The 16384-nt window shown below is 70.2% G+C and carries 13 protein-coding genes; 9 read left to right on the top strand and 4 right to left on the bottom strand.

Annotation, left to right across the window (positions count from 1 at the left end; genetic code table 11):
• From ABZ909_RS19625 to ABZ909_RS19605, 5 genes are all read left to right on the top strand, one after another.
• Entirely contained in the window at positions 1–873 is an 873-nt protein-coding gene (locus tag ABZ909_RS19625) for a class I SAM-dependent methyltransferase (RefSeq protein ID WP_357001413.1), read from the top strand.
• Between the two features lie 64 nt (positions 874–937).
• Positions 938–2242 carry a DUF1800 domain-containing protein gene (locus ABZ909_RS19620; RefSeq protein WP_357001411.1) on the top strand — a complete coding sequence of 435 codons (1305 nt, stop codon included), beginning with the start codon at positions 938–940 and terminating at the stop codon, positions 2240–2242.
• 13 nt (positions 2243–2255) lie between these two features.
• Entirely contained in the window at positions 2256–3449 is a 1194-nt protein-coding gene (locus ABZ909_RS19615; RefSeq protein WP_357001408.1) for a DUF1501 domain-containing protein, read from the top strand.
• A 189-nt stretch (positions 3450–3638) separates the two neighbouring features.
• On the top strand, positions 3639–9611 hold the full coding sequence (locus ABZ909_RS19610; RefSeq protein WP_357001406.1) for an amino acid adenylation domain-containing protein: 5973 nt from the start codon (positions 3639–3641) through the stop codon (positions 9609–9611).
• A gap of 51 nt (positions 9612–9662) precedes the next feature.
• Positions 9663–10691 (top strand): LLM class flavin-dependent oxidoreductase, encoded by a 1029-nt coding sequence (locus ABZ909_RS19605; protein WP_357001403.1) that lies wholly within the window; start codon positions 9663–9665, stop codon positions 10689–10691.
• Here the strand turns inward: ABZ909_RS19605 and ABZ909_RS19600 are convergent.
• Positions 10683–12005, bottom strand: coding sequence for a hypothetical protein (locus ABZ909_RS19600; protein ID WP_357001401.1), 1323 nt, complete (start codon positions 12003–12005; stop codon positions 10683–10685). The two genes, ABZ909_RS19605 and ABZ909_RS19600, sit on opposite strands and share 9 nt — an antisense overlap.
• A 141-nt stretch (positions 12006–12146) precedes the next feature.
• On the opposite strand from ABZ909_RS19600, the gene ABZ909_RS19595 reads away from it, so the two are divergent.
• Positions 12147–12308, top strand: coding sequence for a hypothetical protein (locus tag ABZ909_RS19595; protein ID WP_357001399.1), 162 nt, complete (start codon positions 12147–12149; stop codon positions 12306–12308).
• A gap of 278 nt (positions 12309–12586) precedes the next feature.
• Positions 12587–13195, top strand: coding sequence for a MerR family transcriptional regulator (locus tag ABZ909_RS19590; protein WP_357001397.1), 609 nt, complete (start codon positions 12587–12589; stop codon positions 13193–13195).
• 77 nt (positions 13196–13272) lie between these two features.
• Here ABZ909_RS19590 and rplL read toward each other — a convergent pair whose 3' ends face one another.
• The 3 genes from rplL to ABZ909_RS19575 are packed head-to-tail and all read right to left on the bottom strand — an operon-like array spanning position 13273 to position 14533.
• Positions 13273–13656 carry a 50S ribosomal protein L7/L12 gene (rplL, locus tag ABZ909_RS19585; RefSeq protein WP_357001394.1) on the bottom strand — a complete coding sequence of 128 codons (384 nt, stop codon included), beginning with the start codon at positions 13654–13656 and terminating at the stop codon, positions 13273–13275.
• Between the two features lie 41 nt (positions 13657–13697).
• The gene (locus ABZ909_RS19580) at positions 13698–14150 is read right to left on the bottom strand and encodes a thioesterase family protein (protein WP_357001391.1); all 453 of its coding nucleotides are present in this window, start codon (positions 14148–14150) and stop codon (positions 13698–13700) included.
• The gene (locus tag ABZ909_RS19575; RefSeq protein WP_357001388.1) at positions 14150–14533 is read right to left on the bottom strand and encodes a thioesterase family protein; all 384 of its coding nucleotides are present in this window, start codon (positions 14531–14533) and stop codon (positions 14150–14152) included. Before ABZ909_RS19575 ends, ABZ909_RS19580 begins: the two co-directional genes overlap by 1 nt.
• Positions 14534–14670: 137 nt before the next feature.
• Here ABZ909_RS19575 and ABZ909_RS19570 point away from each other — a divergent pair, with 137 nt between their 5' ends.
• Together ABZ909_RS19570 and ABZ909_RS19565 are read left to right on the top strand one after the other, a co-directional pair.
• On the top strand, positions 14671–15627 hold the full coding sequence (locus ABZ909_RS19570) for a GlxA family transcriptional regulator (RefSeq protein ID WP_357001385.1): 957 nt from the start codon (positions 14671–14673) through the stop codon (positions 15625–15627).
• Between the two features lie 15 nt (positions 15628–15642).
• Positions 15643–16374 (top strand): DJ-1/PfpI family protein, encoded by a 732-nt coding sequence (locus tag ABZ909_RS19565; RefSeq protein ID WP_357001383.1) that lies wholly within the window; start codon positions 15643–15645, stop codon positions 16372–16374.
• Positions 16375–16384 lie beyond the last annotated feature (10 nt).

Raw genomic sequence — 16384 nt, 5'->3', positions numbered from 1 at the left:
ATGGAAACCGGTAGGGCGAGTTGGACGGCCTTGGCTACCGCGTATGCGCGGGCCTATCACCAGCTTTCGGGGGAGCCTCGGGTGTTCACCGATCCGCTGGCGGCGCGGATCCTGGGGATGACGGCGGATCGGGTCGGGGATCTGGATACCGCGACGCTGGATCGGCCGGGCGGGAACGATCCGCAGAAGCGGGTGCGGCGGTACTTCCTGGGGGCGCGGGCTCGGTTCGCCGAGGAGGTGGTGGCCGGGGCGGTGGCCGACGGGGCCACGCAGGTGGTGATTCTGGGGGCGGGTCTGGATACGTTCGGGTATCGGAATCCGTATCCCGGTCTGCGGGTGTTCGAGGTCGACCATCCGGACACGCAGGAGTGGAAGCGTGAGAGGCTCGCGCAGGCCGGGATCGAGATTCCGGAGTCGCTCACGTTCGTTCCGGTGAATTTCGAAACCGGCACGCTGGCAGCGGGATTGGCTGCCGCCGGGTTCGATCGCGAGCGGTCGGCGGTGTTCGTCTGGCTCGGCGTGGTCATGTATCTGACCCAGGAAGCGATCGAGGGGACCCTGCGGTTCATCGCGGGGCAGGGGCAGCCGGTGCATGTCGTGCTCGACTACCTGAGCGGGGGAAGCACGGACGAGGAGCGTGCGGCGGTGCGGGCGCGGGCCGAGCGGATCGCGGCGATGAACGAGCCGTGGCTGAGTTTCTTCGAACCGGAGGAGATCGAGAACCTGCTGCGGTCAGTGGGTTTCGACACGGTCGAGTTGCGGTCGCTGTCGGGATTGTTCGAGGAGTACCTCGGCGAACCGCTGGCCGATCTGCCGCCGGGCAACGGTCGCGCGCCGCTGCTGCACGCGGTCCGCGGGCCGGTCGGAGACTGAAGATTGCCTGAAACTTCGCGCCCGACCGGCTGAACGGGCACGCGGGCGCTCGATACTCGGGGACATGGGCAAGTCTGCGGAGTGGATGCGTACCGCGCGGGTGCTGCGCCGGACCGGGTTCGGGGCGACCGGGCCAGAGATCGACGCGGTCTCGGATGTGGCGGGCTACCTGCGCGCCGCGCTGACCGCCGACCCCGAGGCCGATCCGGGCGCTCGTGCCACCCCCGTGCCGGAGCTGGTCCCGCCCGCCCCGCTCGGCAAGGGCGCGACGACCGAGGCCCGCAAGCAGTACCAGGCGCAGATCACCGGTCAGCTGGACACGCTCACCTGGTGGTGGCTGCGGCGCATGGCCGCCGTCCGGGTCCCGGTGCGGGAGAAGCTGACCCTGCTGTGGCACAACCACTTCGCCACCTCGGCCACCAAGGTGCGCAATGCCGCCGAGATGGCCGCGCAGAACCGGACGCTGCGGGCCGGCGGCGCGGGTGACTTCTCCGCGCTCGCCTATGCCATGCTCACCGATCCGGCCATGCTGCGCTGGCTCGACGGCGTCGCGAATACCGCGAAGGCGCCCAACGAGAACCTGTCCCGCGAGTTCATGGAACTCTTCGCGCTCGGCCACGGCAATGGCTACACCGAGACCGATGTCCGCGAGGGCGCCCGGGCCCTGACCGGCTGGACCATCACCGGCGGTGCGGCCACCTTCGACGTCGAGCGCCACGACACCGGAGCGAAGACCGTGCTGGGCGCGACGGGTGCACTGGACGCCCGGTCGTTCTGCGATGCCGTGCTCGCCCGCCCGGAGTCCCCGCGGTTCGTCGCCGGGCGACTGTGGCAGCAGCTGGCCTCCGACGATCCGCCCTCCGATGCCGCCCTGAACCGCCTGACCGCCGCCTACGGCCCCGGTCGGGACCTGTCCGCCCTGGTGACCGCCGTCTGCACCGATCCCGAATTCACCACCGCCCGCGACACCGTCGTCCACGGACCGGTCGAATGGCTGATCGCCGCCGTGCGGGCCTTCAGGATCCCGCTGACCGCGGACGCCGATGCCCGCGCCCTCGCCGGGACGCTGCGCAAACTCGGCCAGCTGCCCTTCTACCCGCCCACCGTCGGCGGCTGGCCACGCGGGCAGGGCTGGATGTCGAGTGCCGCCGCGCAGATACGGCTCACGGCGGCAATGGATCTGATGAAGCAGGCCGACCTGTCGCCGATCACGCAGGCGGGCCGAGCCGACCGCCTGGACGCCACCGCCTACCTGCTCGGCGTCGGCTCCTGGTCCGACCGCAGCGCCGCCGTGCTCGCGACCGCCGTCGATCAGCCGCCCCGGCTGGCCGCGCTCGCCATCAATACGCCCGAATACCTCACCAGCTGAAAGCCACACCACCATGCCGCAATTCAGTCGCAGACAGTTCCTGGTCGGCACCGGCGTGCTGGGCGCGCTCGGAGTGGCCGGCGGCTCCGTGATCACCTGGGACGAACTGCAGCAGCGCGCCGTCACCACCCCGCTGGCCGCCGGTTCCGGAGTCCTGGTGGTGCTCACCCTCTACGGCGGCAATGACGGCATCAGCACCGTGATTCCGTACGCGGACAACGCCTATCACGACGCCCGCCCCGAGCTGTCCTACCGCCCCGAGGAAGTCCTGCGTCTGGATGACCAGCTGGGCCTCAACCCGGCCCTGAAAGGCCTGTCCGGCCTGTGGAGCGACCGCACCCTCGCCATTGTGCGCGGAGTCGGGTATCCCAAACCCGACCACAGCCACTTCCGTTCCATGGACATCTGGCAGACGGCCTCACCCGACGAGCCGGTGCAGACCGGATGGATCGGCCGCTGGCTGGACGCGACCGGTGACGATCCGGTCCGCGCGGTCAATATCGGGCCCGTCCTGCCCCAGCTCGCCATGGGCGTGAAACACACTGCGGCAGCGCTGGATCCAGCGTCCGCGCCGCTGTCCGCCGATTTGGCCGCGGCCCTGTCCGGCCTGGCCGCCGCCGACGCCGCCGACAGCCCGGCGCGGGCCCGGGTCTGCACCGGCTATCAGGCCGAACAGACTGTACGACAGACCTTTTCGTCGCTGAAGCCGCCCGGGAAGACGGCCGCGAACCCCCTGACCGCCCAGTTGGACCTGGTCTCCCAGTGCGTCAAGGCGGGTGTCCCCACCCGCGTCTACTCGGTCAGCCTGGGCGGCTTCGACACCCACGCCGACGAACGGCACACCCAGGAACAGTTGCTGGGCCGCCTGGACGAGGCGGTCACCGCCTTCCTGAAGGACCTCTCGACACATCCGCGCGGCCGTGATGTGGTGCTGATGGCCTACAGCGAGTTCGGCCGCAGGGTGGCCGCCAATGCCTCGCAGGGCACCGATCACGGCACCGCCGGACCCGTCTTCCTGGCCGGGGCGTCCGTGGCGGGCGGCTTCCACGGCGACGAGCCCAGCCTCACCGACCTCGACAATGGCGACCTGAAGGTGACCGTCGACTTCCGCGACGTCTATCACGAACTGCTGCACCGGGTCCTCGCCACCGACCCCGCCCCGGTGGTCGGTTCCGGTCGCCGAGACCTCGGCCTGCTGTCCGCCTGACCACGACACGACCGGAATTTCGGCCTGCCGACACGCCTACGTGTTGCCGACCCACTCGGAACGCGGTATTCAGTTCGCTCGTGTGGGAAGGCGAATCGAGGCTGAGAGTAGGAACCGGTGCGCGCCGATGTTTCTGCGGTGGGTCAGGCGAGAAACACGCATGGCCGCCGCGACCCACGGATCCGACTGTTGCCCCAGCTGCTGGCCGCGGCGGCGGAGGGTAATCCGTTTGGGATAGCACTGCGCGCGGGCGCGCAGTCGCTGACCTATGCCGAGCTCGACGAGCGATCCACCCGCTTGGCGCGGGTGCTGGTGGCCCGGGGGCTGGGCCCGGGCGACCGGGTGGTGCTGGCGCTGCCGCGCTCGCCCGAGGCTGTGGTCGCGGTCTGGGCGGTGGCGAAATCGGGGGCGGCCTTCGTGCCGGTCGACCCCGGCTATCCGCCGGATCGGGTGGCGCACATGCTCGCCGACGCGGGCGCGCGCAGCGGGCTCACCCTGGCCGCACTCCGCGACCGGCTCGGCGCCGACCTCGACTGGCTCGAACTCGACGCGCCCCACTGCGCCGCGCTCCTCGCCGACGCCTCGGCCGAATCCCTGCACTTCACCGAACGCACCCGCCGCCTGCACGGCCGGGATATCGCGTATGTCATCTACACCTCCGGGTCGACCGGGGCCCCGAAAGGCGTGGCGGTCACGCATTCCGGTCTCGCCGGACTCTGCGCCGACCAGTCCCGTCGCTTCGCCGTCACCGCCGAGTCCCGCACCCTGCACTTCGCCTCCCCGAGTTTCGACGCCGCTGTGCTCGAACTGCTGCTGGCCGTCGGAGCCGGCGCGACCATGGTGCTCGCGCCCGCGGACTGCTATGGCGGTGGCGAACTCGCGGACCTGCTGCGCGCCGAGCGGGTGACGCACGCCTTCCTGACCCCGGCCGCCCTGGCCGGACTGGAGGCGAGCGGGCTGGCCGACCTGGCGGTGGTGGTCGCGGGCGGCGAGGAGTGCCCACCGGATCTGGTCGCACGCTGGTCCCCGGGACGGTCCTTCTTCAATCTCTACGGCCCGACCGAAACCACCGTCGCCGCGACCATCAGCACCGCGCTGGCCACCGTGGACACCGTCGATATCGGTGGACCGATCGCCGGGGTGACCGCTCTCGTCCTGGACCCCCGCCTACGGCCGGTGCCGACGGCGGTGGCCGGTGAGCTGTATCTGGCCGGGCCGGGCCTGGCGCGCGGGTATCACGAGCGTCCCGGGCTGACCGCCGCCCGCTTCGTGGCGCACCCGAATGGCAAGGGGGAGCGCCTCTATCGGACCGGTGACGTGGTGCGGTGGATCAGCGGCCGCGCCGGTGTCCCCGTGCTGCAATACCTGGGCCGCAACGATTCGCAGGTGCAGATCCGGGGCATCCGGGTGGAGCTCGATGGGATCGACGCCGTCCTGTCCGCACACGAATCCGTGGCCTTCGCAACCACTTTCGTACGTCGCCTGCGCAGCGGAGCCGACGGTGTGGTGTCGTACGTGGTGCCCGCGGCGGACACCGTCGTGGATACCGCGAGCCTGGCCGAGTATGCGCGGCAACAGCTTCCACGCCATGCCGTCCCCGCCGCCATCACCGTGATCGACGCCGTTCCACAGACTCCGTCCGGGAAGCTGGATCGGGCCGCCCTGCCCGAGCCCATCGTCGCCGCGCGCCCGTACCGGCCGTCGCTGACCGCCGGCGAGCGTGCCGTGGCCGCCGCCTTCGCGGAGCTGCTCGGGGTGGGCCGGATCGGCGCGGCCGACGACTTCTTCGAGCTCGGTGGAAACTCCCTCCTCGCCATCCGATTGGCCGGACGCCTGGGTGCGGATCGGGGGACCCGGGTGCCCGTGCAGTTGATCTTCGAGAATTCGACGGTGGCCGCGCTGGCGGCGGCCGTCGACGGGCTCGAGGGCGGCGCCCGGCCACCGCTGACCGCGCGGTCGCACCGCGCGACCCGGGTGCCGCTGTCGCCGACGCAGCAGCGCCTGTGGTTTCTGGCGCGTCTGGACCCGGGATCGGCGACCTACAACATTCCGTTCGCACTGCGCCTGTCCGGCGAACTCGACACGGTGGCTCTGGAACTCGCCGTGCGTGATCTGCTCGACCGGCACGAGGCGCTGCGTACGAGCTATCCCGAGCACCATGGCACCGGCTATCAGGACATCCTGCCCACCGCCGCAGTCCGGTTCGATCTGGCACCGGTCGATATCGCGGAGACCGAGGTGCGGCCGCAGCTGATCACGATGTCGGGCACGGGATTCGACGTCACCGGCGAGGTCCCGGTGCGTCTGCGGCTGTTCCGGACCGCCGACCGCGAGCACGTGCTGGCCGTCGTGATCCACCACCTGGCCGCTGACGGCTTCTCCATGGTCCCGCTGACCCGCGACCTCATGACCGCCTACACCGCCCGCACCCGAGGCACAGTCCCCGACTGGCCGCCACTGCGTGTGCAGTACGCCGACTACGCGATCTGGCAGCGCGAATTGCTGGGCGTGGCATCGGATCCCGGCTCACTGCTGGCGACTCGACTGCGGCACTGGCGCGAGGCGCTGGCGGGCCTGCCCCCACTGCTGGACCTGCCCACCGATCGCCCGCGCCCACCGGTGGCGTCGCATCGCGGTGCGGCCCAGCACTTCCGGGTGGACGCCACCCTGCACCGGGCGCTGGAGGAACTGGCCCGTGCGCGCGGCATGTCCGTGTTCATGCTGGTGCACGCGGCGCTGGCGGTCGTGCTGGCCCGGCTGGCCGGAACCACGGACGTGGCGGTGGGAGCGCCGGTCGCGGGCCGCGGCGAACCCGAGCTCGACGATGTGGTCGGCATGTTCGTCAATACCCTGGTCCTGCGCACCCGCATCGACCCGGGCGAGAGCTTCGCCCGCCTGCTCGACCGGGTGCGCGATACCGACCTGGCCGCCCTCGCCCATGCTGAACTGCCCTTCGAACGGCTGGTGGCCGACCTGGACCCGCCGCGCAGCCGGGCGCATCATCCGCTGTTCCAGGTGGCCCTGTCATTCCAGGAATTCGGCGATCAGGTGCTGCGGCTGCCCGGTCTGACGGTCACCGTGGCCGACCTCGGTGAGACCTTCTCACCCTTCGATCTGCAACTGACGGTCGTCCCGCAGCGCGACTCCGAAGGCGCTGCGGGACTGAGCTGTTCGTGGCGATACGCCGTCGATCTGTTCGACGATCCGACCATCGCCCGGCTCGGCCGGCGGCTGACCGCGCTGCTCGCCGCGGTCGCCGTCGACCCGGAGCGGGCGGTCGGGGACCTGCCCCTGACCGAGGCCGCCGAACTCGCGACCTTCGCGGCGACCGGGCCGAATCACACAGTGCGACACAGGTTCATGTTCGAGGCGTTCATGGACCAGTCCCAGCGAACCCCCGACACGATTGCGGTGACCGGAGACGGCGTCGCGCTGACCTATCGAGAGCTCGCCGAGCGATCGAATCGATTGGCACGCAAGCTGATCGGGCTGGGCGTCGGTCCCGGCGCCAGGGTCGGCGCGACGCTGGATCCCGGCCCCGATCTGGTGGTATGCCTCTACGCCATCGTGCAGGCCGGTGGCGCGTTCATGCCGATCGACCCCGGCCAGCCCGCCGACCGCATCGAGGCCATGGTGGCCACGGCCGCGCCCGTGTGCACGGTGACCGCCGATCTCCTGAATCCCGCTGAGCTGTCCGAGTTCTCCGCCGATCCGGTGACCGACGCCGACCGGCTGCGGCCGCTGCGTGAACAGGACCTCGCCTATGTGATCTTCACATCCGGATCCACCGGCCGCCCCAAGGCCGTCGGCGTCCCGCATGCCGCCCTGGCCGGCTACATCGCGTTCTTCACCGCCGAATACCAGCTGACCGAACGCGATACCTACCTCCAGCTGGTGCCCGCCACCTTCGACGCCTCCCTCATCGGCGCCACGGTCCCGCTCGCCGTGGGCGCGCACCTGGTGATCCCGTCGGGGCCGGGCCGCACCGATCCGGAACACCTGGCCGATCTCATGGCCCGCCACCGGGTGTCGGCTTTCCTCGCCGTCCCGTCCCTGCTGCGCGCGCTGCTGGACCATGCCCCGGCCGGGGCCTTCGCGGCACTGCGTGTGGTGTGGGCCGGTGGTGAAGCCCTGCCCGCCGAGCTGATCGCGCGGTTCACCGCCGCCGGCCCGGCCCGGCTGCACAACCTGTACGGGCCCACCGAGGCGACGATTTCCGTGACCGGCGTCGAGGTCACGCACTTGGGCGATGCACCGGTGTCCATCGGTGCGCCGCACTGGAATTCGCGCGCCTACGTGCTCGATTCCCGCCTGCACCCCGTGCCCGTGGGCACGCCCGGTGAGCTGTACGTCGCGGGTGCTCAACTCGCCCGCGGCTACCTCGGACAGGCCGGTACTACGGCGGATCACTTCGTAGCCGATCCCTTCAACGTCGCAGGGGAGCGCATGTACCGCACCGGTGACCTGGTCCGGCGTACCCGCTGTGGTGGCCTGGAATACCTGGGCCGCACGGATTTCCAGCTCGAGCTGCACGGCCTGCGCATCGAGCCAGGTGAGGTGGAGGCCGCACTGCGCACGCACCCTGCCGTCGCCGAGGCGGTTGTCGCGATCCGCCGGGAGCGGCTGGTGGGATACCTGCGCACCGGCGTGGCCGACCCGGACCTCTCCGACGTGCTGGCGGCAGCCCGAAAGCGGCTGCCCGGCTACATGATGCCCGCCCAGCTGATCGTGGTCGAAGCCTTCCCTCTCGGGCCGACGGGCAAGCTGGACCGGGCGGCGCTGCCCGATCCAGAACTTCCGGTGCGGGAATACCGTGCGCCGGAGACACCCGAAGAACAGGCCATTGCGGATGTGCTCAGTGCGGAACTGGGCATCGATCGGGTCGGCCGTGAGGACGACTTCTTCGCCCTGGGCGGAAACTCCCTGTCCGCCATCCGGGTTCGCGCCGCCCTGGCCGAACGGCTCGGCCTTCCGGTACCGCTCACTCACCTCTTCGCCCATCCGCAGGTGCGGGAACTCGCCGCCGCCCTGCGGGCGGACTCGGCCCCGATCGGCGATGAACCCGACCCCTCGGCCGACACGGCCCTGGCCCCGGAGATCACCGCCGCGGGCCTCCCCGCGCTTCGCCCGGGCGAACCCGCCGCCATTCTGCTCACCGGCGCAACCGGATTCCTCGGCGCCTTCCTGCTGCGGGAGCTGCTCGACCGAACCACCGCCACCATCTATTGCCTCGCACGCGCCCGCGATGTCTCCGCCGCACACGACCGGATCTCCGCGAACGCCACCCGCTATGGCATCGACATCTCCGCCCATGTCCATCGAATCGCCGCTGTCCCTGGCGATCTCACCCGACCCTGGCTCGGCCTGACCCCGGCGGAGTTCACCGAACTAACCCTGCGGATCGACGTGATCTACCACAACGCCGCCCTTGTCAACCACCTCGCGCCGTATGCCCACATGCGCGCCGCCAACGTCAGCGGCACGGTGGAGGTCCTGCGGCTGGCCACGGTGGGTCGCTGCAAACCGGTCCACTACATCTCGACCGCCTCGGTCGCCGACGCCCCGCTCCCGCAGACGTTGCCGGGTTACGTCGCTACGAAATGGGTTGCCGAACACCTCGTCCGGACCGCCGCCGACCGCGGCCTGCCCGCTCGCGTCTACCGCCCTGGCCTGATCACCGGCGATTCCCGTACCGGCGCGGCCGGCACCGACGACGCCTGGTGGACCATGCTGCGCGCCATGCTGGTCCTCGGCCTCGCACCCGAGCTGCCGGACGGCGAGGTCGCCATGCTGCCCGTCGACCAGGCTGCCGCGGCCATCGTGGCCGCGGCAGCCGAACCCGCAGGGCCCGGCACCGTCGACCTGCTGCCCGGACTGACCCTGTCCCTCGAGGCCATTCGCGACGAACTCTTGGGTCGCGGCTATCGGATCGACCTCGTCGACCCGGCGGAATTCGCGACCGCACTGTTGACCGCGGCCGAACAACCCGGAGCCGACGACCTGCTGGTGCGGGCGGCCGCACTCACCGTCAACTATTCGGCCGAGGTGACCGGGGCTCCCAGCGATCCGGACTCCGCCTGTCCGGGCGCCGACCGTGTCACCCTGAACCGCTACCTCGACTTCTATGTCGCCACCGGCTTCCTCCCACCGCCGCCGCTGTGACCCGGGTCGCGCGCCCGGAATGAAAGCCCGCCGCCTGCGTTGGCACTGACCATGACTCCGGCACTGCGGGCGATCCGCTTCTCCATCCTGGACCGCTCCCGGGTGCGCGTGGGCCAGGCACATCCGGAGGCTCTGCGCGAGACCGTCGAGTTCGCCCGTCTCGCCGAAGAGTGGGGCTACCACCGCTTCTGGGTCTCCGAACACCACAGCGTGCCCGGCGTGGCCGGGTCCGCGCCGACGGTCCTGGCCGCCGCCATTGCCGCGGCCACCTCCCGCATCCGCGTCGGCGCCGGTGGCGTCATGCTGCCCAATCATCAGCCGCTGATCGTCGCCGAACAGTTCGGTGTCCTGGAATCGCTGTATCCCGGCCGCATCGATATGGGCCTGGGCCGCTCGGTCGGCTTCACCGGCGGCGTGCGCCGCGCCCTGGGCCACGACCGGCGCGACGCCGAGGACTTCGACGCCCAATTGTCCGAGCTGCTGGCCTATTTCGCGGGTGGCCGCCAGGGCGTGCACGCCTGGCCCGCGGAGGGCCTGCGGGTGCCCGCCTTCCTGCTCGCCACCGGTTCCGGGGCCGAGCGTGCCGCCCGCTTCGGCCTGCCCCTGGTCATTGCGCCCGTCTCCGGTGCGGACGCCATGGTCGAGGCGATCGAGCGGTACCGCACCGGCTTTCGCCCGGGCCCCGGTGGCGGCGAACCGTATGTCGTCCTGTCGGGCTCGGTCGTCATCGCCGACACCACCGAGCAGTCCCGCCGCCTGCTCCTACCCGAGGCCTGGTCGGCAGCCTGGTCCCGCACCCACGGCGAATTCCCGCCCCTGAGCCCGCTCGAGCTCATCGAGCGCGAGCCCATGACCGACCGCCAGCGCACCCTGTTCGAGGAAGCCCTGCGCGGCCATATCCACGGCACCGCATCCGAGGTCCTCGCCGACCTGGACCGTCTGGTGCACCGCACCGGCGCCGACGAATTCCTGGTCCACACCAGCACTTACGACCGCACCGCCCGCCTGGAGTCCCACCGCCGGCTCGCGGAGGCGGTAGGACTGCGCGCCGATGTGGAAGGACAGCGCGCCTCAGCGTGAGCCGTGCCAGACGCCGTGGTGCTCGCGGTGGGTGGACAGGTAAGCGGTCTCGCTGAGCAGCGTGTCGTAGAAGTCCAGGTCGATGTGCTGGGCCTGGAGATAGTTCATGATCCAGACCGTGGGCACCGTGCCCGGGAACTTCCCGAACGTCTCGTCGATGTAAGTCGCTTGGCGAGCGACGAATTCGCGGAAGCGGCGGTCCCACGGCGCGGCGGCGCCGCGCACGCCCGGGGTGTCGGCGAAGGGTCCCGGCGTCGCCGGGTGGTACGGCCCGCCCGGCCCGAACTTGCGCTCGGCCAGCGCCTCGACCGCGGCGGCCATGGACTCGTGGTGCGGACGGCAGAACGCCTCGAACACCCCGAGCAGTCCGGTGGGATTGGGGAACGGCCAGTCCGGATCGGCGTCATAGCGGAACCCCAGGCCCGGGACCTCCGGATCGCCGGAGGCCCCCAGCACGGTGAGCCGGTCGATGCCGTCGAAGGTCCACCCGCCCAAACCCATGGCCCCGAGCAGCAGGTGGCCGTTCACCACCGCCGCCATGAGTTCGGCGGTGGCCTCGGTCAGCGAGTATTGCTCGACGAAGCTGAGCGGAATCGGATCGGTGAAACGCAAACGGTCCCGGTACTTTTCGACGCCCGGGAGCTCCCGCTTGTTGATGTCGTCGTACAGCGCGAACCCGTTCTGGACGAAGAACGCGATATTGGCGAGCAGCTGCTGGGCCACATCCGCGACCGGAATCACCAGCAGCGAGCCGGGGTGATTGGCGATCCAGGTGTTGTGGCCCTCCAGATACGGCTCCTTGCGCGGAATATGAATGCGCTTGTCCGACAACCGGATCACCCGCGCCAGCAGCGCGTTCAGCTGGGCCTCGGCCGCACCGTCGCCCTCGGCGTAGGCCGCCGTCGGCGCGGCGTCGCGGGTCGGCAGGAAGTAGGTCCCGGAGTCGTCGGTGAAGAAGAACTCGCTGGTGTGGAATCCGGCCGCCGAGGCGAAGGTGCGTCCCGTCGCCGACCCGCTGTAGTTCGGCCACGCGGGCGCGTAGCCGGGATGGTGGCTGATGCCGAAATGCCAGCCGGTCCAGCCCGCAACGGTATTGAGCACCACCGCCCGCTCCAGCTCGCTCAGCGCGCGCGGCGCGTGCTTGCTGGTGAAGGCCAGCGGCCCGGCCGGGATGTTCCCGCCCAGCGGAAAGCGACGGGAGCGCCGCCCGTAGATGGCATCCAGGAGCGGGAACCGCGCCAGTTCACGTAGCGCGTCCCGTTCGCCATCCCCGAGAGTCAAGGGCGGCAATCCCACAGAGCTCGAATCCGGCATTGTTCTCCTAAGGTGAACGGAAGGTGAACGGAACTTGACCAAAAGGTCGGAGGCGGGCCATAATTGCTGATCTGTGCCTCGCAACCCGCGAGGTTTGTGCAATCGGTATTACGCCGGCGCAACTCCGGAAGGAGGGCTGTCATGGCTTTCATCAACTTCTCTCGTAATCCGCTGACCGTGCTCTCGGTCCTCGCAGAGCGTTCCCGCTCGGCGCTGACCGCGCAGGAGCGGGCCAACCTGCGGTCCACGCGCGCCCGCGCCGCGATCTTCAGCGCCGCGCTGGGCGCCCACAGCTCCCGCTGAGCCCCGGCCGCCGCCACGTCACGGAGCCGACGCCCGCCGTCCCGAATCATCCGGGGCAGCGGGCGTTTTCGTTATTCGGCGCGTAGGTGCAGCCGGGTGCAGTGCGCGCCGGGAGTCGGCCGAAGCCCTGGTGGCGGTTCGCCACCCGTCGACATCCAATCGACCGTCATAGCCGAAAAATATCAGGTCGCGATCGGGAATGTGTGACCGGGCTCACGCTTGAAACCGACGTAACGTCAGGTTTTAGCGTGGGTGGAGCACACCGAAAGGGAGGCGCGATGGATGAGCGGACCTGGCGGGTCGGGGAATTGGCCCGGGAGACCGGGGTGACCGTGCGGACGCTGCATCACTACGACCGGCTCGGGCTGGTGACGGCGTCCTCGCGCACCGGTGGCGGGCATCGCTGCTACGGCGCGGCGGACGTGCGGCGGCTGCATCGCGTGATCGCGTTGCGGGAGTTCGGGTTCACGCTCGAGGAGATCGCGGGCGTGCTCGCCGATGCTCCGGATCAGGACCCCCGGGACCTGGTCCGCCAGCAGCTCGAGGTGCTCGACCGCCGGATCGCACAGGCACTGCGCCTGCGCGCCCGCCTGCTCGGTGTGCGCGACGGCCTCGACCGCACGGCCGAGCCGTCGGCACTGGAGTTCCTGCGATTGATCGAGGAGATGGTGGCCATGAATCAGCCCATGACGCTGGAGGAATTCACCCGGCTCGCCCAGCAGCGCGAGGCCCGGATGCGAGAACTCACCGAGGAGCAGCGCGCCGAGCTGTTCCAGCGCCGTGAGGCCGCGTTCGCCGCGTTGAGCGCCGAGGATGTCGAGCGCATGCAGCAGGAACGGCGACGCTACCTGCCGCCCGGCTTCGAACCCGGTGGCGCGCAAGGGTAGTCGCGTCGGCGAGGGTGGCTCCGGCGTCCCGCCGGGGCCACACTCGCACAGGACCGAACAGCGCTGTGCGCTACTGATCAGCGGAGGGCGGCGCGGGCCCCGGCGGCCTCGAGCCTGATCCGGGCCGCCTCGGCGGCATCCTTGTCGACCTTCTCCAGGACCGCCTTGGGGGCTGCCTCGACCAGGTCCTTGGCCTCCTTGAGGCCGAGGCCGGGAATGATCTCCCGCATGGCCTTGATGACCTGAATCTTCTTGTCCCCGAAAGATTCCAGGACGAGGTCGAATTCGCTCTGCTCGTCCGCCGCCTCGGCCGGGGGCGCGTCCGCCACGGCCTGGACGGCCACGGGTGGCGCGGCGGTGACACCGAACTCTTCCTCGAACGCCTTCAGGAACTCTGAAAGCTCCAGCAGCGTCATACCTTTGAAAACGTCGAGCAACTCGACAATGGTCATCTTGGCCATGATGTACCCCTTGCAACGCTGACCAGGCGATACGAACAAGTCTAAGCGCGCGGAGCCGCCAAGGTCATCAGATATTCGCGTTCCCCGCGTGTCAGCGGGCGTGGCGCGCCGTCGTCGATGGCGACCAGCGTGGAAGTGGCGGAAAGATACAGGTATTCGGCGTCGCGGACCTCGTGGGCCAGGGTGAACGAGGTGGTGCCGATGCGTTCCACGACCGAGGTGACGGTGACCGGCGCGGCTCGGAAGAGCAGCGGCATGCGATAGGACAGGCGCTGGCCCGCCACCACCACCCGCCACGCGGCCCCGCCGGATTCGTGGCTACCCGCCAGAGATTCGAAGCCACCCCGCAGAGATTCGGAGCCACCCCGCAGAGATTCGTAGCGGCCCAGCAGATCCGAGCGGGCCTCGTCCAGGTACTGGGCGAACACCACATTGTTGAGGTGCTGCTGCGCGTCGATGTCGGTCCGGCGCAGCTGGATGTCGTAGGTGTGCATCAGGCTTCCAGATCCTTCAGCAGGTGGCGCTGATCCTCGGGCAGTGGGCGCGACCTCTGGGTGGCCTGGTCGAAGGCGACCATGGTGCACACGGCCGTGGAGTACACCACGTCCTCGTCCCGGATCTCCTGCTGCAGCGCGAACGACGAGGCGCCGATCTTGGTCACCCAGGTCTCCACCCGCACCGGCTCCTGGCGGTAGCGCAGCGGCGTCAGGTAGTCGATGTCCATCTGCGCGACCACATTGGCGCCGCCGAAACCCCGCGTCCAGAACAGGTCGATGCGGGATTCCTCCAGGTAGCGCAGGTGCGCCGCATTGTGCACATGCCCGTCGGCGTCCATATCGGACCACCGCAGGGGGCACAGGAAAAGGTGTCGGGCCACCCCGCATTCATATCAAGCGGGCCGGGGTGATTCAGCTCATGCCGGTTCGGCCAGCAACGTCCGGGCTATTGTCGAATGGCCGAATCTGCAAGAGTCGTGTCATTGACGCCATCGGGCGGAGACCGCAGGCTGAAGGCATGCGGGTGGTGCTGATCGTGGTCTTCGACGGGTTCCAGCTGACCGATCTCGCCGGGCCCGCCGACGTGTTCACCGGGGCGGCCGCGCTCGGCGCGACCCCGGGCTACCGAGTCGAACTGGCAGCCGCGCAGGCCGGTCCGGTGCGGTCCTCGTGTGGCATCGAGGTGACCGCGGCGCACGGGCTCGACACCTGGGACGGACCGCTGGACACGCTGCTCGTGGTGGGCGGGTTGACCGTCTGGGCCGCGGCCGGGGACGCCGAGCTGGTGACCGGCATCCGGCGGCTGGCCGCCGGATCGGATCGGGTCGGCTCGGTCTGTTCGGGCACCTTCCTGCTGGCGCGGGCGGGACTGCTGGACGGCCGCCGCGCCACCACACACTGGGCGGGCGGCGAGCTGCTGGCCGAGCAGTTCCCTGCCATCACCACCGAACCCGACCGCATCTATGTGCGCGACGGGCCGATGTGGACCTCGGCCGGGGTGACCGCGGGCATCGACCTGGCGCTGGCCATCGTGGCCGCCGACCACGGGCCGGACCTGGCGCGCGAGGTGGCGCGCTGGATGGTGGTGTACCTGCACCGGCCCGGCGGACAGAGCCAGTTCAGCGCGCCGCTCGCGGCCAACCCGCCGAAGCGGAATTCGCTACGGGCGCTGCAGGTCTGGATGGAGGAGAATCCGGAGGCCGATCTCTCGCTGCCCGCGCTGGCCGGGCGGGTCGGCATGAGCATCCGGCACTTCTCTCGCGTCTTCGCCGGCGAGACGGGGACCACCCCCGCCCGCTATGTCGAGCAGGTCCGCGTGGCCGCGGCCCGGCGCCTGCTGGAGACCACCGACCAGCCCCTGGACCGGATCGCCGCCGCCGTCGGGCTAGGGAGCCCCGAGACCCTGTACCGAATCTTCCACCGTCAGCTGGGCATACCGCCGGGCGAGTACCGCGCCCGGTTCACCACTTTCTGAAAGGGGGAGTGTCCCATGACATTCCAGATCGCCATCGTGCTCTACCCGGGCATGACCGTGCTGGACGCGATCGGGCCGTACGAGGTGCTGCGGATGATTCCGGACAGCGAATTGCGGTTCGTCTCCAATGAAGTCGGCCCGATCGTCTCCGACAGCGGGGTGCTGGCGCTGGGCGCGACCCACACCTTCGCCGAGACGCCCGCACCGGATCTGGTGCTGGTCGGCGGATCCGAGGCCGCGACCACCGAGGCCATGGCCAACCGCGAGCTCATCGAGTGGCTGCGGGCCGTGCACCCGAACACGCAGTGGACCACCTCGGTCTGTTCCGGCGCGCTGATCCTGGCCGCCGCGGACATCCTGCGCGGTCATCCCGCCACCACGCACTGGGCCGCCCAGCCCGCCCTGGCCGCGTTCGGGGCCGAGTCGCGCCCGCACGACCGGATCGTGCACAGCGGCAAGATCGTCACCGCCGCCGGGGTTTCCGCCGGAATCGATCTCGGGCTGTGGCTGGTCGGCCGGATTGCGGGGGAGCAGGTCGCGCAGATAACTCAGCTCTACATCGAATACGACCCGCACCCGCCGTTCGACACCGGTCACCCGGACAAGGCGCCGGCCGAGATCATGCGCAAGGCCCGACTGGAGATGACCAAACGCGCCGCCACACCCCGCCTTCCGGTCGACCTGGCCACCACCTTCTGGCGGCTGACCCTCAACCGCATGCGGGAACGCGCCGCCGCCAAGCGCTGACTTCCCGTAC

Origin of the sequence: Nocardia sp. NPDC046763 (assembly GCF_040645495.1) — a bacterium.
In the GTDB taxonomy this organism is placed as follows: domain Bacteria; phylum Actinomycetota; class Actinomycetes; order Mycobacteriales; family Mycobacteriaceae; genus Nocardia.
Note: the sequence above shows the minus strand (reverse complement) of the source record. Positions and strands in the feature narration are given on the sequence as shown.

Excerpts from the sequence above, each read along its gene's own strand:
- ABZ909_RS19625 (WP_357001413.1), top strand. The coding sequence starts at position 1 with ATGGAAACCGGTAGGGCGAGTTGGACGGCCTTGGCTACCGCGTATGCG.
- ABZ909_RS19605 (WP_357001403.1), top strand. The coding sequence starts at position 9,663 with ATGACTCCGGCACTGCGGGCGATCCGCTTCTCCATCCTGGACCGCTCC.
- ABZ909_RS19590 (WP_357001397.1), top strand. The coding sequence starts at position 12,587 with ATGGATGAGCGGACCTGGCGGGTCGGGGAATTGGCCCGGGAGACCGGG.
- ABZ909_RS19620 (WP_357001411.1), top strand. The coding sequence starts at position 938 with ATGGGCAAGTCTGCGGAGTGGATGCGTACCGCGCGGGTGCTGCGCCGG.
- ABZ909_RS19615 (WP_357001408.1), top strand. The coding sequence starts at position 2,256 with ATGCCGCAATTCAGTCGCAGACAGTTCCTGGTCGGCACCGGCGTGCTG.
- rplL (WP_357001394.1), bottom strand. The coding sequence starts at position 13,656 with ATGGCCAAGATGACCATTGTCGAGTTGCTCGACGTTTTCAAAGGTATG.
- ABZ909_RS19570 (WP_357001385.1), top strand. The coding sequence starts at position 14,671 with ATGCGGGTGGTGCTGATCGTGGTCTTCGACGGGTTCCAGCTGACCGAT.
- ABZ909_RS19565 (WP_357001383.1), top strand. The coding sequence starts at position 15,643 with ATGACATTCCAGATCGCCATCGTGCTCTACCCGGGCATGACCGTGCTG.
- ABZ909_RS19595 (WP_357001399.1), top strand. The coding sequence starts at position 12,147 with ATGGCTTTCATCAACTTCTCTCGTAATCCGCTGACCGTGCTCTCGGTC.
- ABZ909_RS19600 (WP_357001401.1), bottom strand. The coding sequence starts at position 12,005 with ATGCCGGATTCGAGCTCTGTGGGATTGCCGCCCTTGACTCTCGGGGAT.
- ABZ909_RS19580 (WP_357001391.1), bottom strand. The coding sequence starts at position 14,150 with ATGCACACCTACGACATCCAGCTGCGCCGGACCGACATCGACGCGCAG.